We start from the raw sequence: 24,036 nt of genomic DNA, 5'->3' as shown, positions 1-24,036 counted from the left end.
CGGTGCCGCAGCGCGGCCCGGGCCCGGCCGGCCAGATGAGCGCCGGCGAGAAGGCGATGGACTTCGTGCCCTCCGCCCGTCGTCTCGTGGGCCGGATGCGGCCCCACCGCGCGAAGGCCGCGCTCGTCGCGCTCTTCGCCGTCGGCAGCGTGACGGCCACGTCGCTGGGGCCCTACCTGCTGGGCCGGGCGACCGACCTCGTGGTCGCCGGGCTCGTGGGGCGGGACCTCCCGGCCGGGCAGACGCAGGAGCAGGCCGTCGCGGCGCTGCGCGCGTCGGGGCAGGGCTCGGTCGCCGACCTCGTGGAGGGCATGCGCCACCTCGTGCCGGGCCGGGGCGTCGACTTCGACGCCGTCGGCCAGGCCCTGCTGATCGTGCTGGGGGTCTATGTCGTCGGCGCGCTGCTCGCGTGGCTCCAGGGCTACCTGCTCAACGACGTCGTGCAGAGCACGATCCGCACGCTCCGCGCCGACGTCGAGCGCAAGATCCACGCGATGCCGCTCGCGACCTTCGACAAGGCCCCGCGCGGCGAGCTGCTGAGCCGGGTCACCAACGACATCGACAACGTCGGGCAGACGCTGCAGCAGACGATGAGCCAGCTGCTGACCTCGCTCCTCACCGTCGTCGGCATCCTCGGCATGATGCTGTGGATCTCGCCGCTGCTGGCGCTCGTCGCGCTCGTCGCCGTGCCGGTCTCCCTCGTGCTGACGGGGGCCGTGATGAAGCGCAGCCAGCCGCAGTTCGTCACGCAGTGGCGGCGCACCGGCTCCCTCAACGCCCACGTCGAGGAGTCGATCTCGGGGCACGCGCTCGTCACCGTGATGGGCCGGCGGGACGCCGTGAACGCGACGTTCGCCGAGCAGAACGACCAGCTCTACGACGCGTCGTACCGGGCGCAGTTCGTATCGGGGCTCCTCATGCCGGTCATGATGCTGATCGGCAACGTCTCCTACGTGGTCGTCGCCGTCGTCGGCGCCTTCCGGGTGACTGCCGGCGCCATCACGATCGGCGACGTGCAGGCGTTCGTCCAGTACTCCCGCCAGTTCAACCAGCCCCTCACCACCGTGGCCTCGATGATGAACCTGCTGCAGTCGGGCGTCGCGTCGGCCGAGCGCGTCTTCGAGCTGCTCGACGCCCAGGAGGAGGCCGACGCGTCGGTGGTCGGCGAGGTGGGTGGAGCCGGGCGGGCCGGCGTCGGCGCGCGGGGGCGCGGCGAGGTCGCTTTCGAGCACGTCGCCTTCGCCTACGACCCCGACCGCCCCCTCATCGAGGACCTGTCGCTCGTGGCGCGCCCCGGCGAGACCGTGGCGATCGTGGGGCCGACCGGCGCCGGCAAGACGACGCTCGTCAACCTCGTGATGCGCTTCTACGAGCTCGACGCCGGCCGCATCACCCTCGACGGCGTCGACGTCACCACGCTGTCGCGCCGCGAGCTCCGGGCGCAGGCGGGCATGGTGCTCCAGGACACCTGGCTGTTCGAGGGCACGATCCGCGACAACATCGCCTACGGACGCCCGGGCGCGAGCGACGCCGACATCCTCGAGGCCGCCCGCGCGACGTACGTCGACCGGTTCGTCGCCTCGCTGCCCGACGGCTACGACACCGTCGTCACGGAGAACGGCGAGAACCTGTCGGCGGGGGAGCGGCAGCTCCTCACCATCGCCCGCGCGTTCCTCGCGGACCCGGCGCTGCTCATCCTCGACGAGGCGACCAGCTCCGTCGACACGCGCACCGAGCTGCTGCTGCAGCGGGCGATGGGGGCGCTGCGGGAGGACCGCACGTCCTTCGTCATCGCCCACCGGCTCTCCACGATCCGCGACGCCGACGTCATCCTCGTGATGGAGGGGGGACGGATCGTCGAGCAGGGCACGCACACCGAGCTGCTCGCGGCGGACGGGGCGTACGCCGCGCTCTACCGCTCGCAGTTCGCGGCGAGCGCGCTGGACTGACGACCGGGGGCGAGCTCAGAGCCGCTCGACGACCCAGTCGACGCACGCGGTGAGGGCCTCGACGTCGCTCGCGTCGATCGCCGGGAACATGGCGATGCGGAGCTGGTTGCGCCCCAGCTTGCGGTAGGGATCGACGTCGACGACGCCGTTCGCGCGCAGCACCGCCGCGACGGTGTCGGCGTCGACCCCGCCGGACCCGCTCGGCCCGCTCGTACCGCCCGTGAAGTCGATCGTGCCCACCACGTGGGAGCGGTGGGTGGGATCGGCGACGAAGGGGGTGGTGTACGCCGCCCGCTCGGCCCAGCCGTACAGCACCGCCGCCGAGGCGGACGTGCGCTCGACCATGCCCGCGAGGCCGCCGTGCTCGAGCATCCAGCCCAGCTGCTCGTTCATGAGGAACAGCGTCGCGATGGCCGGGGTGTTGAGGGTCTGGTGCTGGGCGGAGTTGGCGACGGCGGTCCCGAGGTCGAGGAAGGCCGGGATGTACCGCCCGCTCGCCTTCACCTCGTCCACGCGGGCCAGGGCGGCGGGCGACATGAGCGCGAACCAGATGCCGCCGTCGGCGGCGAAGCCCTTCTGGGGCGCGAAGTAGTAGACGTCCGTCTCCCGCACGTCGACGGGCAGCCCGCCGGCGGCCGACGTCCCGTCGACGACCACGAGCGCGTCCGCGTCGGCGCCGGGCACGCGGCGTACCGGCGCCATGGCGCCCGTCGAGGTCTCGTTGTGGGGCCAGGCGTAGACGTCGACCCCCGCGACGGCCTCGGGGACCGCCACCGAGCCGGGCGCGACGTCGAACACGGCCGGGTCGGCCAGCCAGGGCGCCGCCGTCGTCGCGGTCGCGAACTTGCCGCCGAACTCGCCGAACACGCCGTGGGCGCTGCGCTCGCGCACGAGCGAGAACGCCGCGACGTCCCAGAACGCCGTCGAGCCGCCGACGCCGAGCACGACGCGGTGGTCCTCGGGCAGCGAGAAGAGGGCGGCCAGGCGCTCCTGCACGGAGGCGACGAGGTTCTTGACGGGGGCCTGGCGGTGGGACGTGCCCATGAGCGCGCTGCCCGGTCCGGCCAGGGCGTCGAGCGCCGACTGCGCGACCTTCGAGGGGCCGGAGCCGAAACGGCCGTCGGCGGGGAGCAGGTCGGTCGGAATCCGCAGGTCACGCGTCACCGGGCTAGTCTCCCACCGCCCGCGCCGGGAGCGGGAAACGACAGCGGGGACGAGAGGGGCAGCGGTGGCACGGCAGGCCCTGCGGATCGAGCAGGTGCGGCTCACGCACCCCGACGCGCTGCGCCTCGTGGCGGACGTGCAGGCGGAGTACGCGGTGCTCTACGGCTCGCCCGACGAGACCCCGCTCGACCCGACGATGTTCGACCCGCCCGCGGGGCGGTTCTTCGTGGGGTACGACGCGGATCGGCCCGTCGCGACGGGCGCCTGGCGCGACCGCCCCGACGTCCACGACCTCGGGCTGGAGCGGGCGGCGGAGATCAAGCGCATGTACGTCGCGCCCGAGGCCCGCGGCCGGGGGCTCTCTCGGGTCGTGCTCGCGCACCTCGAGCAGACCGCCCGGGCGGCCGGCCACGACGGTCTCGTGCTCGAGACGGGCACGCGCCAGCCGGCGGCGGTCGCGCTCTACACGGCGTGCGGCTACGTTCCCGTCACCGCCTACGGCCACTACAAGGACGCGCCGGAGTCGGTCTACCTGGGCAGACGCCTGGACTGAGGCCGCCCGCGACGCAGAATGGGGGCGTGCTGCTGCCCCCGAAGGTCGCCCACGGCGTCGCCGACGGTTCCGTGTCGCTCGCGTTCCGGCGGTGGCGGCGGCCGGACGTGGGCGTCGGGTCGGAGTTCCGCACGGTCGCCGGCGTCGTGCGCGTGACCAGCGTCGACGTGGTCGACGAGCACGCGGTCGACGCGGCCGACGCCGCGGCCGCCGGCTTCGCGACGCCCGACGAGCTGCGCCGCCGCCTGCGGCCCCCGGCCGACGACGGCGACGACCGGGTCTACCGCATCGGGCTGGAGTGGGCGGGGGAGGACCCGCGCATCGCGCTGCGCAACGCCACGGACCTCGCGCCCGAGGACGTCGCCGACCTCGACCGGCGCCTCGAGCGTCTCGACCGGGCCAGCAGCCACGGACCGTGGACGATGCTCACCCTCGCGCTCGTCCGCGCGCACCCGCACCGGCGGGCGCCCGACCTCGCCGCGGCCGTCGGCCGCGAGCGCGACCCCTTCAAGATCGACGTCCGGAAGCTGAAGAACCTGGGGCTGACCGAGAGCTTCGACGTCGGGTACGCCGTGTCGCCCCGGGGCGCGGCGTACCTCGCCGCGACGACGCGGCCGGTGCCGGAGCCGCCGCCGCTCGGGTGACGCCGCCCGGGTGACGGCGCCCGGATTGCACCCGAAGGGGTGCTCAGGTGGCGGGCGTGGCCGCCGAACGTGACCCCGGACGAACTCGGAGGTTCCCATGGCAACGCTCGCCCCGCGCCGCTCGGCGCTGCTCACCTTCCTCGGCGCCGTGCTGGCGCTCGCCGCGCTGGTCGCCGGCATCGACACCCAGACGGCCCGGGCCGCGACGCCCGGCGTGCCGCTGGTGGCGGCCGGGGCCGCGGCGGCCCAGATCGACCCCTACGCGCGGTACGAGCCACAGACCGCCTGCACGGTCGTCGTGCGCAAGGGCACCCGGGCGTTCGTGGACCAGCTGAAGGCGCGCTACGGCGGTCGGATCATCGGCATCACGCGGCCCTGCAACCAGGGCGGGCAGTCGGAGCACAAGGAGAGCCGGGCCGTCGACTGGGCGATCGACGCGCGCAACGCGCAGCAGCGCCAGCAGTTCTACCGCTTCTTCAACGAGGTGACGGCGACGGTCAACGGCCACACCGACGCGCGGGCCCGCATGCAGGGGATCATGTACTTCATCTGGAACGACCGCATCTGGGCGGCGTGGAACGGCTTCGAGCCGCGGCCCTACCTCCACGCCTCGTGCTCGTCGGTCGCCACCTGCTCGCCGACGCTGCGCCACGTGGACCACGTGCACATCTCGCTCAGCTGGGACGGGGCCAACGGCCTCACCGGCTGGTACCGGTGAGGCCGTCGGTCCCTCGTCGCCGGGGACGAGCGGGGGGTCACTTCCCCCAGGCGTCGTCCCAGCCCTCGACGGCGGAGGCCGGGCGCTCGCCCGGGCCGGTGTAGACGGCGGACGGGCGGATCAGGCGACCCGTGCGCTTCTGCTCGAGGATGTGCGCCGACCAGCCGCCGGTGCGGGCGCAGGTGAACATCGACGTGAACATCGGGGCCGGTACCTCGGCGAAGTCGAGCACGATGGCGGCCCAGAACTCGACGTTGGTCTCGAGCACGCGGTCGGGACGGCGCTCCCGCAGCTCCGCCAGCGCGGCCTGCTCCAGCGCCTCGGCGACCTGGTAGCGCGGCGCGTCGAGCTCGCGCGCGGTGCGGCGCAGCACCCCGGGCCCGGGGGTCCTCGGCGCGGTAGACGCGGTGGCCGAAGCCCATGAGGCGCTCGCCGTTGTCGAGGAGCTCCTTGACGTAGGCCCGCGCGTCGCCGCGCTGCTCGACCTCCTCGATCATGCCGAGCACGCGGGAGGGCGCACCGCCGTGGAGCGGGCCGCTCATGGCGCCGATGGCCCCGGAGAACGCGGCCGCCACGTCGGCGCCGGTCGAGGTGATGACGCGGGCGGTGAACGTCGAGGCGTTCATGCCGTGCTCCGCCGCGCTCGACCAGTAGGCGTCGATGGCCTTGACGTGCTTGGGGTCGGCCTCGCCCTTCCAACGGATGAGGAACTTCTCGGCGAGGGTCGCGCCCTCGTCGACGATCTTCTGCGGCACCACCGGCTGGTGGAGGCCGCGCGCCGACTGCGCGGCGTAGGACAGCACCATGACGGCGAGGCGGCCGATGTCCTCGCGGGCCTGCTCGTCGGTGATGTCGTAGGTCTGGCGGAAGCCGAGCGCCGGCGCGAGCATCGCGATCGCGGCCTGCACGTCGACGCGCACGTCGCCGGTGTGGACGGGGAGGTTGTAGGGCTCCGCGGGGGCGAGGCCCGGCGTGTAGGCCCCGTCGATGAGGAGGCCCCAGACGTTCTCGAAGGGCACGCGCCCGACGATGTCCTCGATGTCGACACCGCGGTAGCGCAGCGCCGATCCCTCCTTGTCGGGCTCGGCGATCTGCGTCTCGAAGGCGACGACGCCTTCCAGGCCGTGGTGGACCTCGGTCATGAGGGCTCCTTCTCGTCGGTGAGGGGCGCGCGCACGGCGCACCACCGACGCATTCTGCCCGGGGTTACCGAGCGGTCGCCACGGGGGCGTCCGATGGACGGTCGCGGTAGCGTCCGGGAGCATGAGCGCAGCGCTGCCGGACCGCGACCTCGCCGACCTCCGGGAGGAGTACGCCCGTGGCGGTCTCGACGAGGCCGACCTCGCTGCCGACCCGTTCGCGACCTTCGCACGCTGGTACGACGAGGTGACCGCCGCCGGCGTCCACGAGCCCAACGCGATGGTGGTCGCCACCGTCGACCCCGACGGGGCCCCGTCGAGCCGCGTGGTGCTGCTCAAGGGCTTCGGGCCGGACGGGTTCCGCTTCTTCACCAACACCGCCTCGCGGAAGGGCGTCGCGCTCGCGGCCGAGCCCCGCTGCGCGCTCCTGTTCCCCTGGCACCCGCTCGAGCGGCAGGTGCGTGTCGAGGGGCGGGCCGTGCCCCTGGACGACACCGACGTCGCGGCGTACTTCGCGCGGCGCCCCCGCGGCTCCCGCCTCGGTGCCTGGGCCTCGCCGCAGTCCCGGGAGGTCGGTTCCCGCGACGACCTGACCGCGGCGTACGACGCGGCCGACGCGCGCTTCGGGGACGACGCCGAGGTGCCGGTCCCGCCGACGTGGGGCGGCTACCGCGTGGTGCCGGACGTCGTGGAGTTCTGGCAGGGACGGCCGAGCCGGCTCCACGACCGCCTGGTCTACCGGCGCTCGGGGGCGGACTGGCGGGTCGTGCGCCTGGCCCCCTGATAAAGCCTCCTCGCACGCCCCGGCGTGGTTCCCTTCTCCTCGTGATCGAGGCAGTGGTCGTGACACGGCCGGACGGCGTCGTGGTCTCCTGGGGCGCCAGCATCGCGCGGCTCACCGGGTTCACGGCGGAGGAGGCGGTCGGTGCCGTGTCGCCCCTGCGGCCGACGGGCTCGCCGGCCGAGCAGGACTTCCGCCGCGCCTGTGCGGCGGCGCTGGCGACGGGCCGCGCGACGTACACGCACACGGCGTCGCGTGCGCACGGCGGGGAGGTGCGGCTGACGACGACCCTCCACCTGCTCCTCGACGCCGAGGGCGGCTCCACGCTCGTCGAGGTGCACCGCGCGGCGGTCACGCGCCCGGCGGAGCCGGCGGGCGTGCAGTCCGACGCCGAGCTGCTGGAGCAGGTGGTCGGCCACGCGGTGGTGCGCCTGGACGAACGCGGCGTCGTGCGGTCGTGGAGCCTCGGCGCCGCCCGGGTGAAGGGCTATGCGGCGCACGAGATCGTCGGGCGCCACTTCTCGGTGTTCTACACCGACGAGGACCGGCGGGAGGGGCGGCCGGAGCACCTGCTGACCGGCGCGCGGCGCGAGGGGCTCGCCCGTGACGTCGGCTGGCGCGTGCGCGCCGACGGCGCCCGCTTCTGGGGCGAGATCGCGATCAACGCGCTCCACGACCCGAGCGGGCAGGTGGTGGGCTTCCTCAAGGTGACGCGCGACCTCACCGCCCAGAAGGCGCGGGCCATGGAGACGCAGCGCATCTACCGTGCGCTCGGGCACGACCTCCGCAACCCGCTCGCCGCGGCCCGCGGCTACGTCGCGCTGGCCGCCGAGGCCCTCGCCGACGACGGTGGCGGCGGCGCCGACCCCGTCGAGTTCCTCCGCCGGTCCGGGGTCGCGCTGGGTCGGCTCTCCACGATGCTCGACGAGCTGATGCACACGGTGGCGATCGCCGAGGCCGACGCCGACGCGACCGGCACCACCCGCGAGCGCGTGCGCCGCGCGGCTGCGACCGTCGTGGGCACGGCGCTGGGCCAGGCGCTCGACGACCTGGCCGTCACCCACGACGTCTCCCGCGTGCGCACCGACGTCCCCGAGGTCACGGCGCGCGTCGACCCCCTCGACCTCGAGCGGGTGCTGGCCAACCTGGTGAGCAACGCGCTGCGCTACTCCGACGGCGACGTCGACGTGCGGGTGCGCGACGAGGACGGCGCCGCGGTGCGGATCGCGGTCTCGGACGCGGGGCGGGGCATCCACCCCGACGACCTGCCCACCATCTTCGACCTCGGGCGGCGCGGCCGGCTCGCCGACGACGGCGACGGCGGCCACGGGGACGGCCTCGCCAGCGTCCGGCACCTCGTGGAGGCCAACGGCGGCGACGTCTCGATCGTCAGCACGCCGGGGCAGGGGACGACCGTCGAGGTCCTGCTGAGCCATGCGGGCTGAGAGCAGGTGGGCGGCGCTCGACCGCTCGGCGTGGGTGCTGGCCGTCGTCGCGGTGCTGCTGCTCGCGGTCGGTCGGTGGGCCGTGGGGTCCGGCGTCTACGGGGTGAACCCGATCTGGCTCTCCGTCGGGATCGGCACCGCGGTGCTGGCGCTGGCACGGGGGCTCTGGCGGGTGCTGGGCCTGGTGGCGATCCCGACCTACATCGCCGTCAGCGCGGTGCTCGTCGGCTCGCCCGTGCTGGAGGCCTGCCTCATCGCCGCGGCGGGCGCGACGGCGGCCGTCGTGGCCGCCGGCGTCCTCCGGGCCGGGGGCGTGCGCTCCATCGACTCGGTCCGCGCCCACAACGTCCTGGCGGTCGCCGCCGTGGCGGCGGGGGCGTTCGTCGCCCTCGTGACCGTGCTCGTCGCCGAGACCGGCGGCATGGACGTCCGGTCGGCTGCGGTCGTGGGGCTCGGCAACGCCGTGGCCATCTTCGTGTGGTGCCCGCTGCTGCTGGAGCGCTCCCACCGTCGCTACACCCGTTTCTCCGGCGCCGAGCTCGCGGCGCAGGTCGCGACGTTCGCGGGCCTCGCCGCCGCGACCAGCGTCCTCTCCGGTCTCGACGGGGCGGTCGTCGCGGCGCTGCTGCTCGTCACGCTCAGCTGGGCGGGACTGAGGTTCGGCATGCGCGTCACCTCGGCCGAGCTCGTCGTGCTCTCGCTGCTCGGCCTCGTCGTGTGGATCGTCGGCCCCCCGCTGCAGACGCCGAGCCTCGCCATCGTGCACTCGTCCGTCGACGACCTCGAGCGGTCGTGGGCGATCGCGGTCTTCGTCTCCCTCGCGGCGGCCTGGGCCTTCCCGCTGGCGCTGGTCGGTGACCAGCGGCGCGACGCGGAGCAGCGCGCGCAGCGGGAGGTGCGGGCGCTCGAGGCGACACGGCGCCGCTTCGTGGCGACGACGAGCCATGAGCTGCGCACCCCGGTGACCAACGTGCTGGGCCGCCTCGACCTGCTCCGCGAGGGCGACCTCGGTGAGCTGACCCCGGCCCAGCAGAGGGTCGTCGAGACGGCGACCCGCAACGCGGAGCGCCTCGCCGACCTCGTGGACGGGATCGTCGTGCTGGCGCAGCTGGAGGACCCGTCGGCGTACCCGTGCGCGCCGCTCGACCTCGAGGCCGTCGTGTGCCGGGCGATCGCCGCCGAGCAGGCGCGCCACGTCGGCGACGGGTCGATCGTGACCCTGCGCACGACCGTGACGGTGGTGACCACGCTGGTCGGCAACGAGGCCCTGCTCCACAGCGCCGTGCGCCACCTCGTCCGCAACGCGCTGACCTTTGCGCGGGCGGAGGTGACGGTCGAGGTCACGCAGGCCGACGGGGTCGCCCTCGTGACCGTGGCCAACGACGGCGTCTCGATCCCCGAGGAGGAGCGCGAGCAGATCTTCGACCGCTTCTTCCGGGGCACCCACGCCCACACGCAGGCCATCCAGGGCAGCGGCATCGGGCTCGCGATCGTGCAGGCGGCCGCCGAGCGGCACCGGGGGCACGTGGCGGTGGAGTCGGGGCCCGGCGACGGCGCGCGGTTCGAGCTGCACCTGCGGGACGCCCCGCTCGTCTGACGGCTGCTCCTGGGGCGGATGGCACGATCGGGTCCATGGCTGTCGCAGACCTGGTGCTCGGGTGCATGTACTTCGGCACGCGGACGGACGAGCGCACCGCGTTCGCCCTCCTCGACCGCTTCGTGGAGGCGGGGGGCAGCACCCTCGACACGGCCGACTGCTACGCGTTCTGGGCCAGCGGCACCGGTGCCGGCGGGCAGAGCGAGGAGGTCCTGGGCCGGTGGCTCCGCGCCCGACCCGGGGTGCGCGAGCAGGTCGTGCTGGCGACCAAGGTGGGTCCCGAGCCGGTCGTGCCGGGTGACCCCTCGCGTGGCGTCGTGGGACTCGCCCCCGAGGTCGTCCGCCGCTCGTTCGAGGCCAGCCGGGAGCGGCTGGGGGTGGACGTCGTCGACGTCTACTGGGCGCACCTCGAGGACCGGTCGGTGCCCCTCGACGAGGTCGTCGCGACCTTCGGCGGTCTCGTCGCCGACGGCGGTGTCCGGCGGCTCGGCATCTCCAACCACCCGACCTGGCGGGTCGAGCGCGCCCGGGCGATCGCCGCGGCCACGGGCGTCGAGCCCTTCTCGCTGCTGCAGCTCACCACGTCCTACGTGCGACCCCGTCCCGACGTCGAGGTGCCCGGCAAGGACCACCGCTTCGGCTTCGCGACCGACGAGACCCTCGACTACCTCGCCGAGCACCCGGACCTCGAGCTGTGGGCCTACAGCCCGCTCGTCCAGGGTTCCTACGACCGGTCCGACCGCCCGTTCCCGGAGGCCTACGACCACCCCGGCACGACGCGGCGCCTGGCCGCGCTCGCCGAGGTCGCGGCCGAGCAGGGCGTGGCGCCCGGCCAGGTCGTGCTCGCGTGGCTGCTGGGCGGACGGCCCGCCGCGCGTCCGATCGTCGGGGTCAGCTCCCTGGAGCAGCTCGACCAGGCGATCGCGGCGGCCCGCCTCGAGCTCGACGACGAGCAGCGCGGACGCCTCGACGCCGCGCGCTGACGTCTCTAGGGTCGGGGCATGGGGCTCCTCCTCACCACGCCGATCTCCCGCGCCCGTCGTCTCGCCCGCAGGGTGAAGGGTGACCCGCGCAGCCCGCTGGCCGGCCGCACCGTGATGGTCACCGGCGCCTCGTCCGGCATCGGGGAGGCCACCGCCCGGGCGTGCGCCGCGCGCGGCGCGACCGTCCTGCTCGTCGCCCGCCGGGCCGAGGCGCTCGACCGGGTGCGCGCCGAGATCGAGGCGGCCGGGGGCGCGGCGTACTGCTTCCCCGTCGACCTCACCGACGGGGAGGCCGTCGACCGGCTCGTACGGCGCGTGCACGCCGAGTTCGGGCCCGTCGACCACCTCGTCAACAACGCGGGCCGCTCGATCCGGCGGTCGCTGGAGCTCACCTACGACCGCTTCCACGACGTCGAGCGGACGATCGCGATCAACTACCTCGCGCCGGTGCGGCTGACGCTGGGGCTCCTGCCGGCGATGCGGGCGCAGGGCTTCGGCCACGTCGTCAACGTCGTCACGTGGGGCGTGCAGGTGAAGAGCCCGAAGTTCGCGGCGTACATCGCCTCCAAGGCCGCACTCGACGTGTTCGGACGCATCGCCGGGCGGGAGACCTACGCCGACGGCGTGGCGTTCACCAACCTGCGGTTCGGGCTGGTGCGCACGGAGATGATCGCGCCCACGGAGGCGTACGCGCGGCTGCGGGCCCTGACGCCCGAGCAGGCGGCGGAGACCGTGGTGAAGGCGCTCGAGGACCGCCCCGTGACCGTGGACCTGCTCTCGGCGCGGTTGCTCGAGCTGGCCAACGTCGTCGCCCCCCGGCTGACCGACCTCGCCTTCTCCCTCGCCGACCGGGCCTTTCCCGACTCCGCGGCCGCCCGCGCCGGGAGCAGCGGTCGGACGGCGCCCGAGGTCAGATCGCCTTCCCGGGATTGAGGATGCCCCGCGGGTCGAGCGCCGCCTTGACGGACCGCTGCACGTCGAGCACGTCCGCGTCGAGCTCGAGACCGAGGTAGGCCCGCTTGAGCGTGCCGATGCCGTGCTCGCCGGAGAGGGTGCCGCCGAGCGCGACGGCCAGCTCGAAGACACGCCCGGCGGCGTCGTCCACGGCGGCCGGGCGCACGGCCCCGCTGTCCTCGGTGGCGGTCCGCGGCCACGTGACGATGGGGTGCAGGTTGCCGTCGCCCGCGTGGGCGAAGGTGTAGATCTGCACGCCGGTCGCGGCGACGATCTGCTCGATGCCCCGCACCGCCTCGGCGAGGCGCGCCCGCGGCACGCAGATGTCCTCGATGAGCGCGTGGGCCTGCGCCTCGATCGCCGGCAGGGCGAGGCGGCGCGCGGTGAGCAGCGCGTCGGCGCGCGCCGGGTCGTCGCTCTGCTCGAGCGTCGCGGCGCCCTCGCGCAGCACGGCGGCGACCGCCGCGAGCTCCGCGGTCGCCGTGCCCGCGTCCGCGCCGTCGGTCTGGGCGACGACGGCGGCCCCCGCCGCCAGCGCCGCCGTGCCCGTGTGGGCGGCGACGGCGCCGAGGGTGGCTGCGTCGATGAGCTCGAGCAGGCTGGGGCGCAGCCGTGCCGCCCCCACGCGGGAGCAGGCGCGGGCGGCGGTCTCGACGTCCGGGTACGTCGCGAGGACGGTCCCTCCGACGTGGGGGCGGGGCCGCAGCCGCAGCGTGGCGCCGACGACGACGCCGAGCGTGCCCTCCGAGCCGACGAGGAGGGCCGTCAGGTCGTAGCCGACCACGCCCTTCACCGTCGCGCGGCCGGTGCGCAGCAGGCGGCCGTCGGCCAGCACCACCTCGAGCCCGAGCACGGCGTCGCGGGTGACGCCGTGCTTCACGCAGCGCATCCCGCCGGCGTTGGTGGCGATGTTGCCGCCGATCGTCGAGATGGCGGCGCTGGCGGGGTCGGGGGCGTACATGAGGCCGTGCTCGGCCGCGGCGGCGTCGAGGTCGGCCGTGAGCACGCCCGGCTCGACGACCGCCACCTCCTCGACCGGGTCGATGCGCACGATCCGGCGCATCCCCGACACGTCGAGCACCAGGGCGCCGTCGGCGACCGCGCCGCCCGCGAGCCCCGTGCCCGCGCCGCGCGGCACGACCGGCACCCGGTGCTCGTGGGCCCACGCCAGCACGGCGCGCACCTCGTCGACGGACCCGGCCCGCACGACCGCCAGCGGGTCGGCGGTGCCGGGCGTGCCCGACCGGTCCGTGCGGCCCCGGGCCAGGGCCTCGGCGTCGGCCCGGGCGCCGGGGAAGCGTGCGAGGACGTCGGCCCGCAGTGCCGCGGTCATCGGTCGGCCGGAGCCACGATCGTCGGGAGGTCCGCACCGCGGCGCAGGCTCTCCAGGAACAGGACCACGGTGGCGGCGACGGAGCGGTGGTCGACGTCGTTCAGCACGTCGTGGCGACCGCCCGCGACGACGGCGGCCCGGGCCCGGCTGCCGTCCGCGACGAGGGACAGCACGTCGTCCACGGGCGTCAGCGGGTCGGACTCGCCGTGGAGCACGAGGGTGGGCAGGTCGCCCGTGAACAGGTCGTCCCCGGCCACCTCCGCGGGCAGGTCCGCCTCGAGGGCGCCCCGCACGAAGTCGGTGTCCTCGCCGATCACACGACGGTAGGCCGGACAGGCCGAGCGGGTCTCCAGCTCGTCGTCCCAGCTCGGCGCCGGGCCGTCCGCCGGAGCCGTGCCGGGGCCGGGCAGCACCACGCCGGCCAGCACGAGGGCGTCGACGAGGTCGGAGCGGCGACCGGCCAGGCGGGCCGCCACGTTGGCGCCGGCGTCGGAGCCCAGCAGCACCCGCGGACGCACGACGTCGTCCGGCGCCGCGCCCCCGAGCGCGTCGACCACCGCGGCCTCCACCGCGTCGAGGTCGTCGAGGTCGGTGGCGACCACCCGCACCCGGTAGGCGTCCGCCGACAGCCGGCGCCCCAGGCGGGCGTACCCGGCCGGGGTCTCGCCCCGTCCGGTGAGCACCACGAGCGTCGCGCGCGCGGCGACGCCGGCGGGCTCGTCGTACGTCGTGGGGGAGAGGAGGGTGCGGGGGGAGGCGGTGAGCGTCATGCCCTGCAGCCTCCGGCCGGGGGCGGGGTGCTGTCCAACAGCGGTCGGTGATCGGTACCGATCCGGAACGTCGTGGCGTGCGGGGATGAGACGCGTGTCCGGATCGCAAGATCTACTAAACGGGTGCACTAAGTCGCCTATGGTCGCCCCATGAGCTCCACCCTCGACCTCGAGCACCTCCGCACCCTCGTCGCCATCGCCGAGTGCGGCGGCTTCAGCCGCGCCGCGGCCGCCCGCCACATCAGCCAGCCGGCGCTGAGCCAGCACGTCCGACTGCTGGAGCGCGCCCTCAAGCGCAAGCTGTTCGCGAAGGAGGGGCGGGGGATGCGCTTCACCCCCGACGGGGACGCGGTGCTCGCCGAGGCCCGGCGGATCCTCGTGGTCCACGACGACGCCCTCGCCCGGCTCCGCGTGCCCCAGGAGCAGGTCGTGGTGGTCGGCTCGACGGAGCACTCCGCGGAGCACGTGCTCCCCGAGATGATCCGCGCGCTCGCCGACGCCTTCCCGGGCGTGACCACCCGGTTCGAGATCGGACGCTCGACGCAGCTGGAGGAGGCGGTCGGCCGCGGGGCGATCGACCTCGCCTTCGTGCTCGCCTCGCGCGGCAACGAGGGCGGACGGGAGATCGGCCGGCTGCCGCTGTCCTGGTATGCGGCGCCCTCCTGGCAGCCGCCGGGCCCCGACGACGACACGATCGAGCTCGTGGCCTTCGAGGAGCCGTGCGCCCTGCGCGAGCGGGCGATGGCGGCGCTCGGCGCCGAGGGACGGCGGGTCACCGTCGCCGCCCAGTCGAGCACGCTCGAGGGCGTGCTCGCCGGCGTGCGGGCCGGCGTCGGGGTGGCGCTGCTGCCCAGCGTCGCGGGCCGCGTCCCGGCGGGCGTCGTCGCCCGCGACGACCTGCCCGCCATCGGCTCGGCCGGGCTCAACGTGCTGGCGCGCCGGGGTCTCGACCCCGACGTGGAGGCCACGGCGCTCGACGCCGGCGAGGCGTTCTTCGCGACCTCCCAGGCCCCGCGGCTGCAGGTCGCGGGTTGAGCCGGCGGGTCGGACAGGTAATTCAGGAGGATGCGGCCATGACCTCTGACGTGCTGGTGTCCGCGGCGGAGCTCGCCGCCCAGATCGCCCGCGGCGACGACCTCGTCGTGCTCGACGTGCGCTGGCGGCTCGGCGGGCCGCCGGGCCACGGCGAGTACCTCACCGGGCACGTCCCCGGTGCCGTCTACGTCGACCTCGACACCGAGCTCGCCGCCCACGGCGAGCCGACGGACGGGCGCCACCCCCTTCCCGACGTCGCCGCGCTGCAGGAGGCCGCGCGCCGCTGGGGCGTACGGCGCGGGTCGCGCGTCGTGGCCTACGACGGCGCCGGCAACCTGGCCGCCGCCCGGGCCTGGTGGTTGCTGCGCTGGGCGGGCGTCACCGACGTCCGCCTCCTCGACGGCGCCCTGCCCGCCTGGACCGCGGCCGGCGGCGGGTTGGAGACGGACGACGTGGTCCCCGAGCCCGGCGACGTCGAGCTCACGCCGGGCGGGCTGCCGACCGTGGACCTCGCGTCGGTCGGGGACGTCCCGCGCGACGGGGTGCTGCTCGACGCCCGCGCCCCGGAGCGCTTCCGCGGCGAGGTCGAGCCCGTGGACCCCAAGGCCGGCCACGTGCCCGGCGCGACGAGCGCCCCGACCGGGGACAACCTCGACGCGGACGGCCGGTTCCTGCCGGCCGACGTCCTGCGCGAGCGGTTCGCCGCCCTGGGGGCGGACGGGTCGCGGCCGGTGGCCGTCTACTGCGGGTCGGGCGTCACCGCCGCCCACCAGGTCGCCGCGCTGGCCGTGGCGGGGGTGGACGCGGCGCTCTACCCCGGGTCCTGGTCGCAGTGGAGCAACCACGACCTGCCGGTGGCGACGGGGAGCTGAGCCTGTGCTGTCGGGCCTCGCTCCGCTCGGCCGTGCCCGCGGCGCTGCGGGCTCCTGCCCATCGGTCGATCCCGACCACGACTCCTCCGCTGCGCTCCTCCGACGTGGCCGCTCCTCCCGCTGGGCACGAGCGCGCCGCGGGCGTCGGGGGGCGGGGGGGTGAGCACGCGGCGTACCCGGGTCGCGAAATGTGCGGTGGGGGTGGGTCGGGTCGGGGTGGCGGCGTACGAGCGTCCCAGTTCGGGCCGCCCCTCGGGGGGGCGCGGTGGGGCGGGCAGCTGACCGGTTCGTGTTCTGCGGAACGGATGCACTCTGGGCGGTGGTCGGGTTGCGTCCGTTCCGCAGAACAGGCTGCGGTGTCTTCTGGCCTCGCTCCGCTCGGCGTGCCCGCGGCGCTGCGGGCTCCTGTCCGTCGGTCGATCCCGACCACGTCTCCTCCGCTGCGCTCCTCCGACGCGGCCGCTCCTCCCTCTGGACACGAGCGCGCCGCGGGCGGCGGGGGGCGTGCGGTGGTGAGCACGCGGCGTACCCGGGTCGCGAAGTGTGCTGTGGGGGTGGGTCGGGTCGGGGTGGCGGCGTACGAGCGTCCCAGTTCGGCTCGCCCCCCAGGGACGTCATGCGCACCGCGGGCCCGGGGCGCCGGGGCGCATGACGTCTAGGGAAGGGGTGGGGCCGGCCCGCCACCCGCCAGGCCAGCCTCAGCCCGCGAGCGTGCGTACGTCGCCGACGCTGTGCACCCCGGGTCCCTCGCCCTGCGCGGCGGAGCGCCCGAGCACGGTCTGGAGGGCGTGGTTGAGGGGGGTGGGGACGCCGTGCAGCCGGCCGAGCAGTGCGACCTCGCCGTTGAGGAAGTCGACCTCGCTGCCGGCGCCTCGCGCGAAGGCCTGCCACGGGGACTGCTGGCCGGAGCCGTGGGCAGCGCTCGGCGCCACCGCGGCCAGGGTCCGGTCGTGGGTCAGCTCGCGGGCCGCGTCGGCGAGGTCCCGACCGGCGGCGGCGAGCACGGCACGCGCCTCGGCGGCGAGGTCGGTGCGCAGCCGGGCTCGCTCGTCGTCGTCCCCGGACAGCACGCCGACCGCGAAGGTCACGCTCGCCACCAGCTTCCAGGCCAGCCACCGCTCGATGTCGGTCACGGGCTGGGCGAGCCACCCCGCACGGTCGAGGTCCGTGGCCACCTGCTCCGCGACCGCCCGGGCGGCCGGCGGGGCGGTGGCCGACGGGTAGGCGCCGAGCACGACCTCGCCCAGCCGGGGCGCGTTGGCGACGTCGACCTCGCCGGTGACGACGTGCCGTGCCGCGATGAGGGCGACCCCGCCGACGACGGTGGGGAAGCAGCGCAGCGCGACGCGTTCGGTCTCGAGCCCGTTCTGGAGCAGCACGAGGGGGAGGTCGGCGCCGACGCCGCCGTCCGTGCGCGCCGCCCAGGCCCAGCGGGGGAGCGTCGCGGCGGCGTCCTGCGACTTGGTGGCGAGCACGAGCACGTCGCCCGCGCGGAGGCCGACCTCGTCCGGGCCGCCGGCGACGGGGACGTCGAGCACCCGGGTGCGGCCCGCGTGGGTGAACCGCAGTCCACGTTCGCGCACCACGCCGAGCGTCGCGCCCCGCGAGACCAGCACGACGTCCAGCCCCGCGTCGGTGAGCCCGGCAGCGAGAGCCGCACCGACGCCCCCGGCCCCGATCACGACGTAGCGGCGGACGGCGGTTCCGGTAGGACCGGTGGTTCCGGTGGGGCTCATGCGTCGGGACTCCATCCGAGGGCGGGCGCGACGGTCGTCGCGAGGTCGCGCAGCAACCGCACGTCGGCCGCCAGGTCGAAGGCCGGCGGTAGGAACAGCACGAGCTCGTCGGCGGCCGCGATGCCGGGGTCGGCCAGCACGGCGGCGGCGACGGTGTCCGGGTCGCCGTGGTGCACCGGACTGATGACCGTCCCGGCCGGCAGTGCGGCCGTCTGGACGGGGGTGAGCGCGCCTGCGGGGCGCGACGCGGCCATGCCCTCGGTACGACGCTGGTGGTCGTACGCGGCGTACCGCTCGCGCAGCGCCGCGCTCGTGCCCGGCAGCACCGAGGCGGCGACCGCGACGGGCGGGACCGGGGTGCTCTGCACCGCGGCCCAGGTCCGGCGGTAGGTCGCGATGATGCGCGCCTGGTGCTCTCCGAAGGAGTCGCCCGCGGGCACGTCGGTCAGCACGGTGCCGGTGATGAGGCCGAGGCCGAGCCGGGCCGCGTGCTCGGCCGAGCCCAGGCTGGTCACCCCCTGGCGCAGGCGTGCGCGGAGGCCGGGGCTGTGCGGCGTCACTCGGATCGGGGTGCCGACCGGTGCCCCCTGCCCCTCGCCGTCGACGACGTGCAGCACCTCGCCGGCCACGGCGTCGAGGAACCGGCGCAGCCGCCGCCGGGCCTCGGTCCGCGCGTCGACCTCGACCGCGCCGAACACGCCGTCCCAGCTCGCCGTCGCGCCCGCGGACAGCGCCAGCTCGAGCCGGCCCCCGACGAGCAGGTCGGTCGTGCCGGCGGCCTCGGCGAGCAGCACGGGGTCCTGGTAGCGCATCGGCAGCACCGCCGACCCCAGGGTGATGCGCCCGGTCCGCTGGCCCACGGCCGCGAAGAAGGGCAGCGGCGACGACAGGTAGTGGTCGAAGTGCCGCTGGTAGGCCCAGCCCGCTTGGTAGCCGAGCTCCTCGGCGGCGGCGAACAGGCGCACGCCGTCCTCCAGCCCGGCTGCCGGTCCGGCGTCGTCGGAGAACGACACCCGGGTGTTGAAGCCCAGCCGCTGCGTGGTCCGTGCCGCGGTCACGTCGGCGGTGTCCGGAGCCGTGGCCGTCACCGCTCGGCCCCCCGCGGCACCGAGGCGAGCAGGGTGCGGGTGTAGTCGTGCTCCGGCGCGGCGAACACCTCGGCGACCGGCCCGGACTCGACCACCTTCCCGTGCCGCATGACCGACACGGTGTGGGCGAGCTGGCGCACCAGCGCGAGGTCGTGGGAGACGAACAGGTAGGTCAGCCCCCGCTCGGCCTGCAGCCGGAGCAGCAGCTGCACGATGTCGGCCTGCACGCTCACGTCGAGCGCCGACGTCGGCTCGTCCAGCACCAGCACGTCGGGCTGCAGCACGAGCGCGCGGGCGATCGCCACCCGCTGCCGCTGACCGCCCGAGAGCGCGGCGGGCCGACGGGTCAGCAGCTCCTCGGACAGGCCCACGGACGCGACGGCCTCGCGCACCCGGTCCCTCCGCTCGGCGCGGGTGCCGACGCCGTACCGGTCGAGCGGCTCGCGCACGAGCCGCTCCACCTTCCACAGCGGGTCGAGGGAGGTGAACGGGTTCTGGTAGACGAGCTGGAGGTGGCGCCGGGCCTCGCGCAGCTCGGCGCGGTCGTGCTGGTGCACCGCCGCGCCGGCCACCTCCACGGAGCCGCTGTCGGGCGTCTCGAGCCCGACCAGGAGGCGGATCGTCGTGGTCTTGCCCGACCCCGACTCGCCCACGAGCGCGTGCGTCGTGCCGGCGGGCACCGAGAACGACACGTCGTCGACGGCGACCAGCGCGTCGTCGCCGCGGCCGAAGGTCTTCGTCAGCCCCGCGACCTCGATCCGGGCCGGGGTCGCGTCCGCGCCGTGACGGCGGCGCTCACCGACGTCGCGCAGGTCGGCGTACCGGTCCGGGTTCAGCGACGGGACGTCGGCGTGCAGCCGCCGCGCGTACGCCGAGGAGGGGGCCGCGAAGACCTCCGACGTGGCACCGGACTCGTGCACCGTCCCGTTCTTGAGCACGACGAGGGAGTCGGCGCGCTCGGCCGCGATGGCCAGGTCGTGGGTGATGAGCAGCAGGCTGTTGCCGAGGTCGGCCCGCAGGTCGGAGAGCAGGTCGAGGATCCGCTTTTGGATGGTGACGTCCAGGGCCGAGGTCGGCTCGTCGGCGACGAGGAGCGCGGGGCGGGGGAGCACGGCGAGGCCGATGAGCACCCGCTGCAGCATCCCGCCGGAGAGCTCGTGGGGGTACGACGCGGCCACCCGCCGAGGGTCGTCGAGCCCGACCTGGGCGAGGGTCTCGAGGACGGCCTCCCGGCGCTCGGCCTTCGAGTCGAGGTCGAGCAGCGCGGCGGCCTCGAGCCCCTGGGCGCCGATGGTGCGCACCGGGTTGAGGGAGGCGCCCGGGTCCTGGGGCACGAAGCCGATCGAGCGGCCCCGCAGCGGCCGGAAGCGGCGCTCGGGCAGGGCCAGCACGTCGACCCCCTCGAAGACCGCGCGTCCCTGGGCCCGACCGCCCTCGGGCAGCAGGCGCAGCAGCGCCCGGGCGATCGTCGACTTGCCGGAGCCCGACTCGCCGATGAGGGCGAGGCTCTGCCCGCGGCCGATCGCCAGGTCGACGCCGTGCACGACCTGCGTGCCGCCGTACGCGATCGTCAGGCCCTCGACGGCGAGCACCGGGGGGACGTCCGGGGGCGTCGCCCCGGTGGGCTTGTCGAGCAGGGTCGTCAGTCGGTCGTGCGGAGCCATCGGCTGATCCTGTTCACGGAGAGGACGGTGGCGACGGTGACGATCGCCGGGGCGTAGACGAGCCAGGGGGCGAGCGGGTAGTCCTTGCCGACCGAGATGAGCAGGCCCCAGTCGGAGGCGGGCGGCGGGTCGCCGTAGCCCAGGAACGCGAGGCCGGCGATGACGAGGATCGACAGGCCGAACTGGAGCACCGCGAGCTGCAGCACCGAGCGGGAGGCGTTCGGCAGCACGTGGCGGGTCAGCACCTGCCAGCGGTTCGCGCCGAGCACCGCGGCGGCCTCCACGAAGACGGAGCTGCGCGTGCGCAGCACCTCCGCGCGCATCACCCGGGCGAAGACCGCCACCGCCGAGACGCCCGTCGCGATCGCGGCGTTGATCGTCTCGAAGCCGAGCGCGCTGACCACGACGACCGCGAGCAGGAAGCTCGGGATGGCGAGCAGCACGTCGACGAAGCGGGCGAGCACCACGTCGACGAGCCCGCCGAGGAAGCCCGCCAGCAGTCCGACGAAGCCCCCGACGAGCAACCCGATGGCGACGGCCACGAGCGCGCTCGTCACGGACGAGGCGGTGCCGTGCACGACCCGGGCGTAGACGTCGCGGCCGAGGTGGTCGGTGCCGAACCAGTGCGTGGCGCTGGGCGGCTGGAAGAAGTCGGCCGTCACCCCGACGGCCGGGTCGTAGGACGTGAAGAGGTTCGGCGCGACCGACCAGGCGAGCACGACGGCGACGACGACGAACGACAGCAGCACGCTCGGGCGCACCCGCGCGAGGAACCCACGGGCCCGGGCGGGCCCGAGGCGGGTGCCGCGCCGCTGCGGTCCGCCGGAGCCGTCGGCGGCGGGCGCCGGGGGCGGTGCGGCCTCGCCGCCCGTGGAGATCGAGGTGAGCGTCATGCGGAGACCTCCTTCTTCGGTGCCGGTGAGGCGTCGAGCCGGACGCGGGGGTCGAGCAGCGGGTAGACGAGGTCGGCCACGAGGTTGACGACGACGAACACGACGGCGGCGAGGGCGACGACCGCCTGCAGCACCGGCAGGTCCTGCGTGGCGACCGAGCGCTGCACGAGGTTGCCGACGCCGTTGCGCCCGAAGATCGTCTCGGTGATGAGCGAGCCGCCGAGGAGCTCGCCGACCGTGAGGGCCACCACCGTGACCACGGGCAGCGACGACGGCTTGAGCAGGTGGGCCGTGAACAACCGGGCCCGGCCGAGCCCGCGGGAGCGCGCCACCGCGGCGTACTCCTGGCGTGCCTCGTGGTCGAGGTTGGCGATGAGCACCTCGGCGATCTGCGCCGAGACCGGGATGCCGAGCGCGACCGCCGCGAAGAACGTCGCCCACAGGCTCTCGGCGTCGATCACGAGGAACAGGCCGAGCTGGAACGAGAACCACTGGATGAGCAGCAGCCCGATGAGGAAGTTCGGGACCGACAGGAAGAGCGAGGGGAACGCACGCAGTGGACGGGCCAGCGCGGCCGGCAGGTTGCGCACGCCGAACGCGATCGCGAAGGCGAGCACGAGCGCGACCGCCAGGGCGGCGCCGGCGAGGCGCAGGGTCGAGGGCAGCACGTCCGCGAGCAGCCCGGACACGGGGAGGTTGGAGCGGAGGGAGACCCCGAGGTCCCCCACCACGAACCGGGACAGCGCCTCGGACAGCTGGACCCAGAGGGGCTGGTCCAGGCCGTAGTAGGCCACGATCCGCGCGATCTCCTGCTCGGAGAAGTTGTTCTGCGGGTCGCGCAGGATGTTGCTGACGGGGTCGCCCGGCAGCACGCTGATCACGAGGAACGTGAACACGTAGGCCAGGAGGACGACCGCGACGGCTTGGGCGAGGCGCCGGACGGCGTAGCGGCCGTAGGCCCGGCGGGCGGCGGACCGGTTCGTGGTGGAGGACATCAGTGCCGGGCCGTCACTCCGCCAGCCAGGCGGTGTAGTAGTTCGCGTAGGCCACGCCGTTGTAGGTCACGCCCTGCACGTCGGGGGACTGCAGGTAGAGGCGCTGCGCGATCTGCGTGAGCGGCACGAAGTAGGCCTGGTCGAGCACGTAGCCCTGCAGCTCGTCGAGCGCCGGGTCGCGCTCCTCGGTCGTCGTCGCGGTCGCGACGTCCTGGGCCAACCCGGTCAGCGTGGGGTCGGACTGGCCGACGTTGAACCAGTTCTCGCCGTTGTCCGCGTCGGTGAGGACACCGGCCACCGTGCCCGCGTCGATGAAGCTGCGGGTCACCTCGTAGGTGGGGATGCTCGGGTTCGCGAAGGAGACCCGCTCGCCGTAGGTGATGACGTCGTAGGCCTGGATGTCGACGTCGAACCCGAGCTCGGCGAGCTGCTGGGCGACGAGCTCGTCGACGGCCTGCGAGGTGGCCAGGTAGGGGTTGGGGTGGAGCGTGAAGGCGAGCCGCTGCCCGTCCTTCGTGCGCACGCCGTCGGAGCCCTCGACCCAGCCGGCCTCGTCCAGCAGCGCGGCGGCCGCGTCGGCGTCGTGCACGAGCGCGTCGCTGTGGTCGGTCGCGCCGGGCACGTTGGACTGGATGAAGGACTCGGCCGGCAGCCAGTCGTCGGTGTAGACCGTGGACAGGATCTCGTCGCGGTCGATGCCGACCTGCAGCGCCTGGCGCACGCGCACGTCGTCGAAGGGGGCGACCTGGGTGTTGATGGCGTAGCCGTTCACGAAGCCCAGGTAGCGCGGCGCGGCGACGGTGAAGCCCTGCTCGCCGTAGAACTCCAGCTCCTGGGGCGAGGGGTTGTAGGCGACCTGCGCCTGGCCCGACTGGACGGCCGACGTGCGCACCGACGGCTCGGCCACCACCTTGTAGGTGAGGGTGTCGAGGTAGGCCGGACCGTCGTGGTCCAGCGCCGCCGGCGCCCAGTCGTAGTCCTCGCGCTTCTTGAGGACGACCTCGTCGCCCTCGGTCCAGGACTCCACGACGAACGGGCCGCTGCCGATGTCGTTCGCGAGGTCGGCCTGCTCCTCGGCCGAGGACGCCAGCGTCTCGGGGGCGATGAGGATCGAGCCGTGGTAGCCGAGCGTGGGGATGAAGCCCAGCGTCGGGGCGTCGAAGTCGACCTGCACGGTGAGGTCGTCGAGGGCCTCGGAGCCCACGTACGTCTTCGGGAAGAGACCGATGGGGTTGATGCCGCGCTCGACGTCGCCCCGGGCCCAGATGTCGAGGTTGGCGACGACGGCCTCGGCGTCGACGGGGGTGCCGTCGGAGAAGGTGACACCGTCCTTGAGGTGCAGGGTGAACTGGGTGGCGTCCTCGTTCTGGTCCCAGCTCTCGGCGACCCAGGGGCTGACGGCGCCGTTCTCGTCGACGTACACGAGCTTGTCCGTCAGGTGGCCCCAGATGTGGCCCTGGAAGCTGGAGATCGACGAGTTGTTCGGGATCCACGTGGGGCCGAGCGAGTCGATGAGGAAGACCAGGTCGCCGCCCTCCTGAGGCTCCCCGCCCGCCTGGCTCTGCGCGCCGCCGGCCGAGCAGCCGGCAGCCACCATCAGGGTGGCGAGGAGTCCGGCGGCGGCGGTGGTGGCACGACCGGCGCGGGGCCGGCGTGGCGAGCGGGGGATGGTCATGGTGGTCCTTCGGGTCGGGACGTGGTCGCGTAGAGCGGTTTTGTCGAT

Annotated in this window: 21 protein-coding genes and 1 pseudogene; 11 read left to right on the top strand and 11 right to left on the bottom strand. The window is 74.9% G+C overall.

Translation table 11 applies throughout. The features are described from left to right. The first annotated feature begins 35 nt into the window (after window positions 1-35). On the top strand, window positions 36-1,949 hold the full coding sequence (locus QE405_RS11315) for an ABC transporter ATP-binding protein (protein ID WP_307205783.1): 1,914 nt from the start codon (window positions 36-38) through the stop codon (window positions 1,947-1,949). Window positions 1,950-1,964: 15 nt separating this feature from the next. Here QE405_RS11315 and serC read toward each other — a convergent pair whose 3' ends face one another. Beyond that, a complete protein-coding gene (gene serC / locus QE405_RS11310) occupies window positions 1,965-3,113 on the bottom strand; it encodes a phosphoserine transaminase (protein ID WP_307200751.1) in 1,149 nt (382 codons plus the stop codon). A gap of 64 nt (window positions 3,114-3,177) precedes the next feature. Here serC and QE405_RS11305 point away from each other — a divergent pair, with 64 nt between their 5' ends. The 3 genes from QE405_RS11305 to QE405_RS11295 all read left to right on the top strand — a co-directional run bounded on the left by QE405_RS11305 (window position 3,178) and on the right by QE405_RS11295 (window position 5,028). After that, complete coding sequence (locus QE405_RS11305) at window positions 3,178-3,666, top strand: GNAT family N-acetyltransferase (RefSeq protein ID WP_307200749.1); 489 nt, start codon at window positions 3,178-3,180, stop codon at window positions 3,664-3,666. Window positions 3,667-3,692: 26 nt separating this feature from the next. Next, window positions 3,693-4,310 carry a hypothetical protein gene (locus tag QE405_RS11300; RefSeq protein WP_307200748.1) on the top strand — a complete coding sequence of 206 codons (618 nt, stop codon included), beginning with the start codon at window positions 3,693-3,695 and terminating at the stop codon, window positions 4,308-4,310. 97 nt (window positions 4,311-4,407) lie between these two features. Then, window positions 4,408-5,028, top strand: a complete 621-nt coding sequence (locus QE405_RS11295; RefSeq protein WP_307200747.1) for a hypothetical protein — start codon at window positions 4,408-4,410, stop codon at window positions 5,026-5,028. 37 nt (window positions 5,029-5,065) lie between these two features. On the opposite strand, the gene QE405_RS21075 is transcribed toward QE405_RS11295, so the two are convergent. Continuing rightward, complete coding sequence (locus tag QE405_RS21075; protein ID WP_444939695.1) at window positions 5,066-5,401, bottom strand: citrate/2-methylcitrate synthase; 336 nt, start codon at window positions 5,399-5,401, stop codon at window positions 5,066-5,068. A 61-nt stretch (window positions 5,402-5,462) separates the two neighbouring features. Then, window positions 5,463-6,170: pseudogene (locus QE405_RS21070) on the bottom strand (citrate synthase); the annotation flags it as partial. 121 nt (window positions 6,171-6,291) lie between these two features. On the opposite strand from QE405_RS21070, the gene pdxH reads away from it, so the two are divergent. The 5 genes from pdxH to QE405_RS11265 are packed head-to-tail and all read left to right on the top strand — an operon-like array spanning window position 6,292 to window position 11,906. Further along, window positions 6,292-6,951, top strand: coding sequence for a pyridoxamine 5'-phosphate oxidase (gene pdxH, locus QE405_RS11285; RefSeq protein ID WP_307200746.1), 660 nt, complete (start codon window positions 6,292-6,294; stop codon window positions 6,949-6,951). 41 nt (window positions 6,952-6,992) lie between these two features. Next, window positions 6,993-8,393: a PAS domain-containing sensor histidine kinase gene (locus QE405_RS11280; protein ID WP_307200745.1), complete on the top strand. Its 1,401-nt coding sequence runs from the start codon at window positions 6,993-6,995 to the stop codon at window positions 8,391-8,393. Then, window positions 8,383-9,990: a sensor histidine kinase gene (locus QE405_RS11275; protein ID WP_307200744.1), complete on the top strand. Its 1,608-nt coding sequence runs from the start codon at window positions 8,383-8,385 to the stop codon at window positions 9,988-9,990. Before QE405_RS11280 ends, QE405_RS11275 begins: the two co-directional genes overlap by 11 nt. A gap of 35 nt (window positions 9,991-10,025) precedes the next feature. Next, window positions 10,026-10,973 carry an aldo/keto reductase gene (locus tag QE405_RS11270; RefSeq protein WP_307200742.1) on the top strand — a complete coding sequence of 316 codons (948 nt, stop codon included), beginning with the start codon at window positions 10,026-10,028 and terminating at the stop codon, window positions 10,971-10,973. Window positions 10,974-10,991: 18 nt separating this feature from the next. Continuing rightward, on the top strand, window positions 10,992-11,906 hold the full coding sequence (locus tag QE405_RS11265) for an SDR family NAD(P)-dependent oxidoreductase (protein ID WP_307200740.1): 915 nt from the start codon (window positions 10,992-10,994) through the stop codon (window positions 11,904-11,906). Here the strand turns inward: QE405_RS11265 and QE405_RS11260 are convergent. Both QE405_RS11260 and QE405_RS11255 read right to left on the bottom strand, forming a co-directional pair. Beyond that, window positions 11,884-13,260 (bottom strand): FAD-binding oxidoreductase, encoded by a 1,377-nt coding sequence (locus QE405_RS11260; RefSeq protein ID WP_307200738.1) that lies wholly within the window; start codon window positions 13,258-13,260, stop codon window positions 11,884-11,886. The two genes, QE405_RS11265 and QE405_RS11260, sit on opposite strands and share 23 nt — an antisense overlap. After that, window positions 13,257-14,030 (bottom strand): alpha/beta hydrolase, encoded by a 774-nt coding sequence (locus QE405_RS11255; RefSeq protein WP_307200736.1) that lies wholly within the window; start codon window positions 14,028-14,030, stop codon window positions 13,257-13,259. The genes QE405_RS11260 and QE405_RS11255 overlap by 4 nt, the downstream gene beginning before the upstream one ends. A gap of 150 nt (window positions 14,031-14,180) precedes the next feature. Between QE405_RS11255 and QE405_RS11250 the strand changes: the two genes are divergently transcribed. Further along, a complete protein-coding gene (locus QE405_RS11250; protein WP_307200735.1) occupies window positions 14,181-15,065 on the top strand; it encodes a LysR family transcriptional regulator in 885 nt (294 codons plus the stop codon). A gap of 38 nt (window positions 15,066-15,103) precedes the next feature. Then, window positions 15,104-15,937 carry a sulfurtransferase gene (locus QE405_RS11245; RefSeq protein WP_307200733.1) on the top strand — a complete coding sequence of 278 codons (834 nt, stop codon included), beginning with the start codon at window positions 15,104-15,106 and terminating at the stop codon, window positions 15,935-15,937. 698 nt (window positions 15,938-16,635) lie between these two features. Here the strand turns inward: QE405_RS11245 and QE405_RS11240 are convergent. Genes QE405_RS11240 through QE405_RS11215 form a run of 6 tightly spaced genes read right to left on the bottom strand, consistent with a single transcriptional unit; the run spans window position 16,636 to window position 23,988 of the window. Beyond that, window positions 16,636-17,673: a ketopantoate reductase family protein gene (locus tag QE405_RS11240; RefSeq protein WP_307200731.1), complete on the bottom strand. Its 1,038-nt coding sequence runs from the start codon at window positions 17,671-17,673 to the stop codon at window positions 16,636-16,638. Next, complete coding sequence (locus QE405_RS11235; RefSeq protein WP_307200729.1) at window positions 17,670-18,731, bottom strand: LLM class flavin-dependent oxidoreductase; 1,062 nt, start codon at window positions 18,729-18,731, stop codon at window positions 17,670-17,672. Before QE405_RS11235 ends, QE405_RS11240 begins: the two co-directional genes overlap by 4 nt. Window positions 18,732-18,757: 26 nt before the next feature. Continuing rightward, on the bottom strand, window positions 18,758-20,425 hold the full coding sequence (locus QE405_RS11230) for a dipeptide ABC transporter ATP-binding protein (protein ID WP_307200727.1): 1,668 nt from the start codon (window positions 20,423-20,425) through the stop codon (window positions 18,758-18,760). Continuing rightward, on the bottom strand, window positions 20,404-21,318 hold the full coding sequence (locus QE405_RS11225) for an ABC transporter permease (protein WP_307200725.1): 915 nt from the start codon (window positions 21,316-21,318) through the stop codon (window positions 20,404-20,406). Before QE405_RS11225 ends, QE405_RS11230 begins: the two co-directional genes overlap by 22 nt. Continuing rightward, the gene (locus QE405_RS11220) at window positions 21,315-22,313 is read right to left on the bottom strand and encodes an ABC transporter permease (RefSeq protein WP_307200723.1); all 999 of its coding nucleotides are present in this window, start codon (window positions 22,311-22,313) and stop codon (window positions 21,315-21,317) included. The genes QE405_RS11225 and QE405_RS11220 overlap by 4 nt, the downstream gene beginning before the upstream one ends. Before the next feature lie 13 nt (window positions 22,314-22,326). Further along, a complete protein-coding gene (locus tag QE405_RS11215) occupies window positions 22,327-23,988 on the bottom strand; it encodes an ABC transporter substrate-binding protein (RefSeq protein ID WP_307200720.1) in 1,662 nt (553 codons plus the stop codon). Window positions 23,989-24,036 lie beyond the last annotated feature (48 nt).

It is taken from the genome of Nocardioides zeae (assembly GCF_030818655.1).
Lineage (GTDB): Bacteria > Actinomycetota > Actinomycetes > Propionibacteriales > Nocardioidaceae > Nocardioides > Nocardioides zeae_A.
This window is presented reverse-complemented; position numbering and strand designations above follow the sequence as displayed.

Bases quoted from the DNA above. Each gene is read 5' to 3' on its own strand.
- QE405_RS11265 (WP_307200740.1), top strand. From the start codon at position 10,992: ATGGGGCTCCTCCTCACCACGCCGATCTCCCGCGCCCGTCGTCTCGCC.
- QE405_RS11225 (WP_307200725.1), bottom strand. From the start codon at position 21,318: ATGACGCTCACCTCGATCTCCACGGGCGGCGAGGCCGCACCGCCCCCG.
- QE405_RS11250 (WP_307200735.1), top strand. From the start codon at position 14,181: ATGAGCTCCACCCTCGACCTCGAGCACCTCCGCACCCTCGTCGCCATC.
- QE405_RS11315 (WP_307205783.1), top strand. From the start codon at position 36: ATGAGCGCCGGCGAGAAGGCGATGGACTTCGTGCCCTCCGCCCGTCGT.
- QE405_RS11245 (WP_307200733.1), top strand. From the start codon at position 15,104: ATGACCTCTGACGTGCTGGTGTCCGCGGCGGAGCTCGCCGCCCAGATC.
- QE405_RS11215 (WP_307200720.1), bottom strand. From the start codon at position 23,988: ATGACCATCCCCCGCTCGCCACGCCGGCCCCGCGCCGGTCGTGCCACC.
- QE405_RS11240 (WP_307200731.1), bottom strand. From the start codon at position 17,673: ATGAGCCCCACCGGAACCACCGGTCCTACCGGAACCGCCGTCCGCCGC.
- QE405_RS11255 (WP_307200736.1), bottom strand. From the start codon at position 14,030: ATGACGCTCACCGCCTCCCCCCGCACCCTCCTCTCCCCCACGACGTAC.
- QE405_RS11260 (WP_307200738.1), bottom strand. From the start codon at position 13,260: ATGACCGCGGCACTGCGGGCCGACGTCCTCGCACGCTTCCCCGGCGCC.
- pdxH (WP_307200746.1), top strand. From the start codon at position 6,292: ATGAGCGCAGCGCTGCCGGACCGCGACCTCGCCGACCTCCGGGAGGAG.
- QE405_RS11295 (WP_307200747.1), top strand. From the start codon at position 4,408: ATGGCAACGCTCGCCCCGCGCCGCTCGGCGCTGCTCACCTTCCTCGGC.
- QE405_RS11275 (WP_307200744.1), top strand. From the start codon at position 8,383: ATGCGGGCTGAGAGCAGGTGGGCGGCGCTCGACCGCTCGGCGTGGGTG.
- QE405_RS11230 (WP_307200727.1), bottom strand. From the start codon at position 20,425: ATGGCTCCGCACGACCGACTGACGACCCTGCTCGACAAGCCCACCGGG.
- QE405_RS11220 (WP_307200723.1), bottom strand. From the start codon at position 22,313: ATGTCCTCCACCACGAACCGGTCCGCCGCCCGCCGGGCCTACGGCCGC.
- QE405_RS11270 (WP_307200742.1), top strand. From the start codon at position 10,026: ATGGCTGTCGCAGACCTGGTGCTCGGGTGCATGTACTTCGGCACGCGG.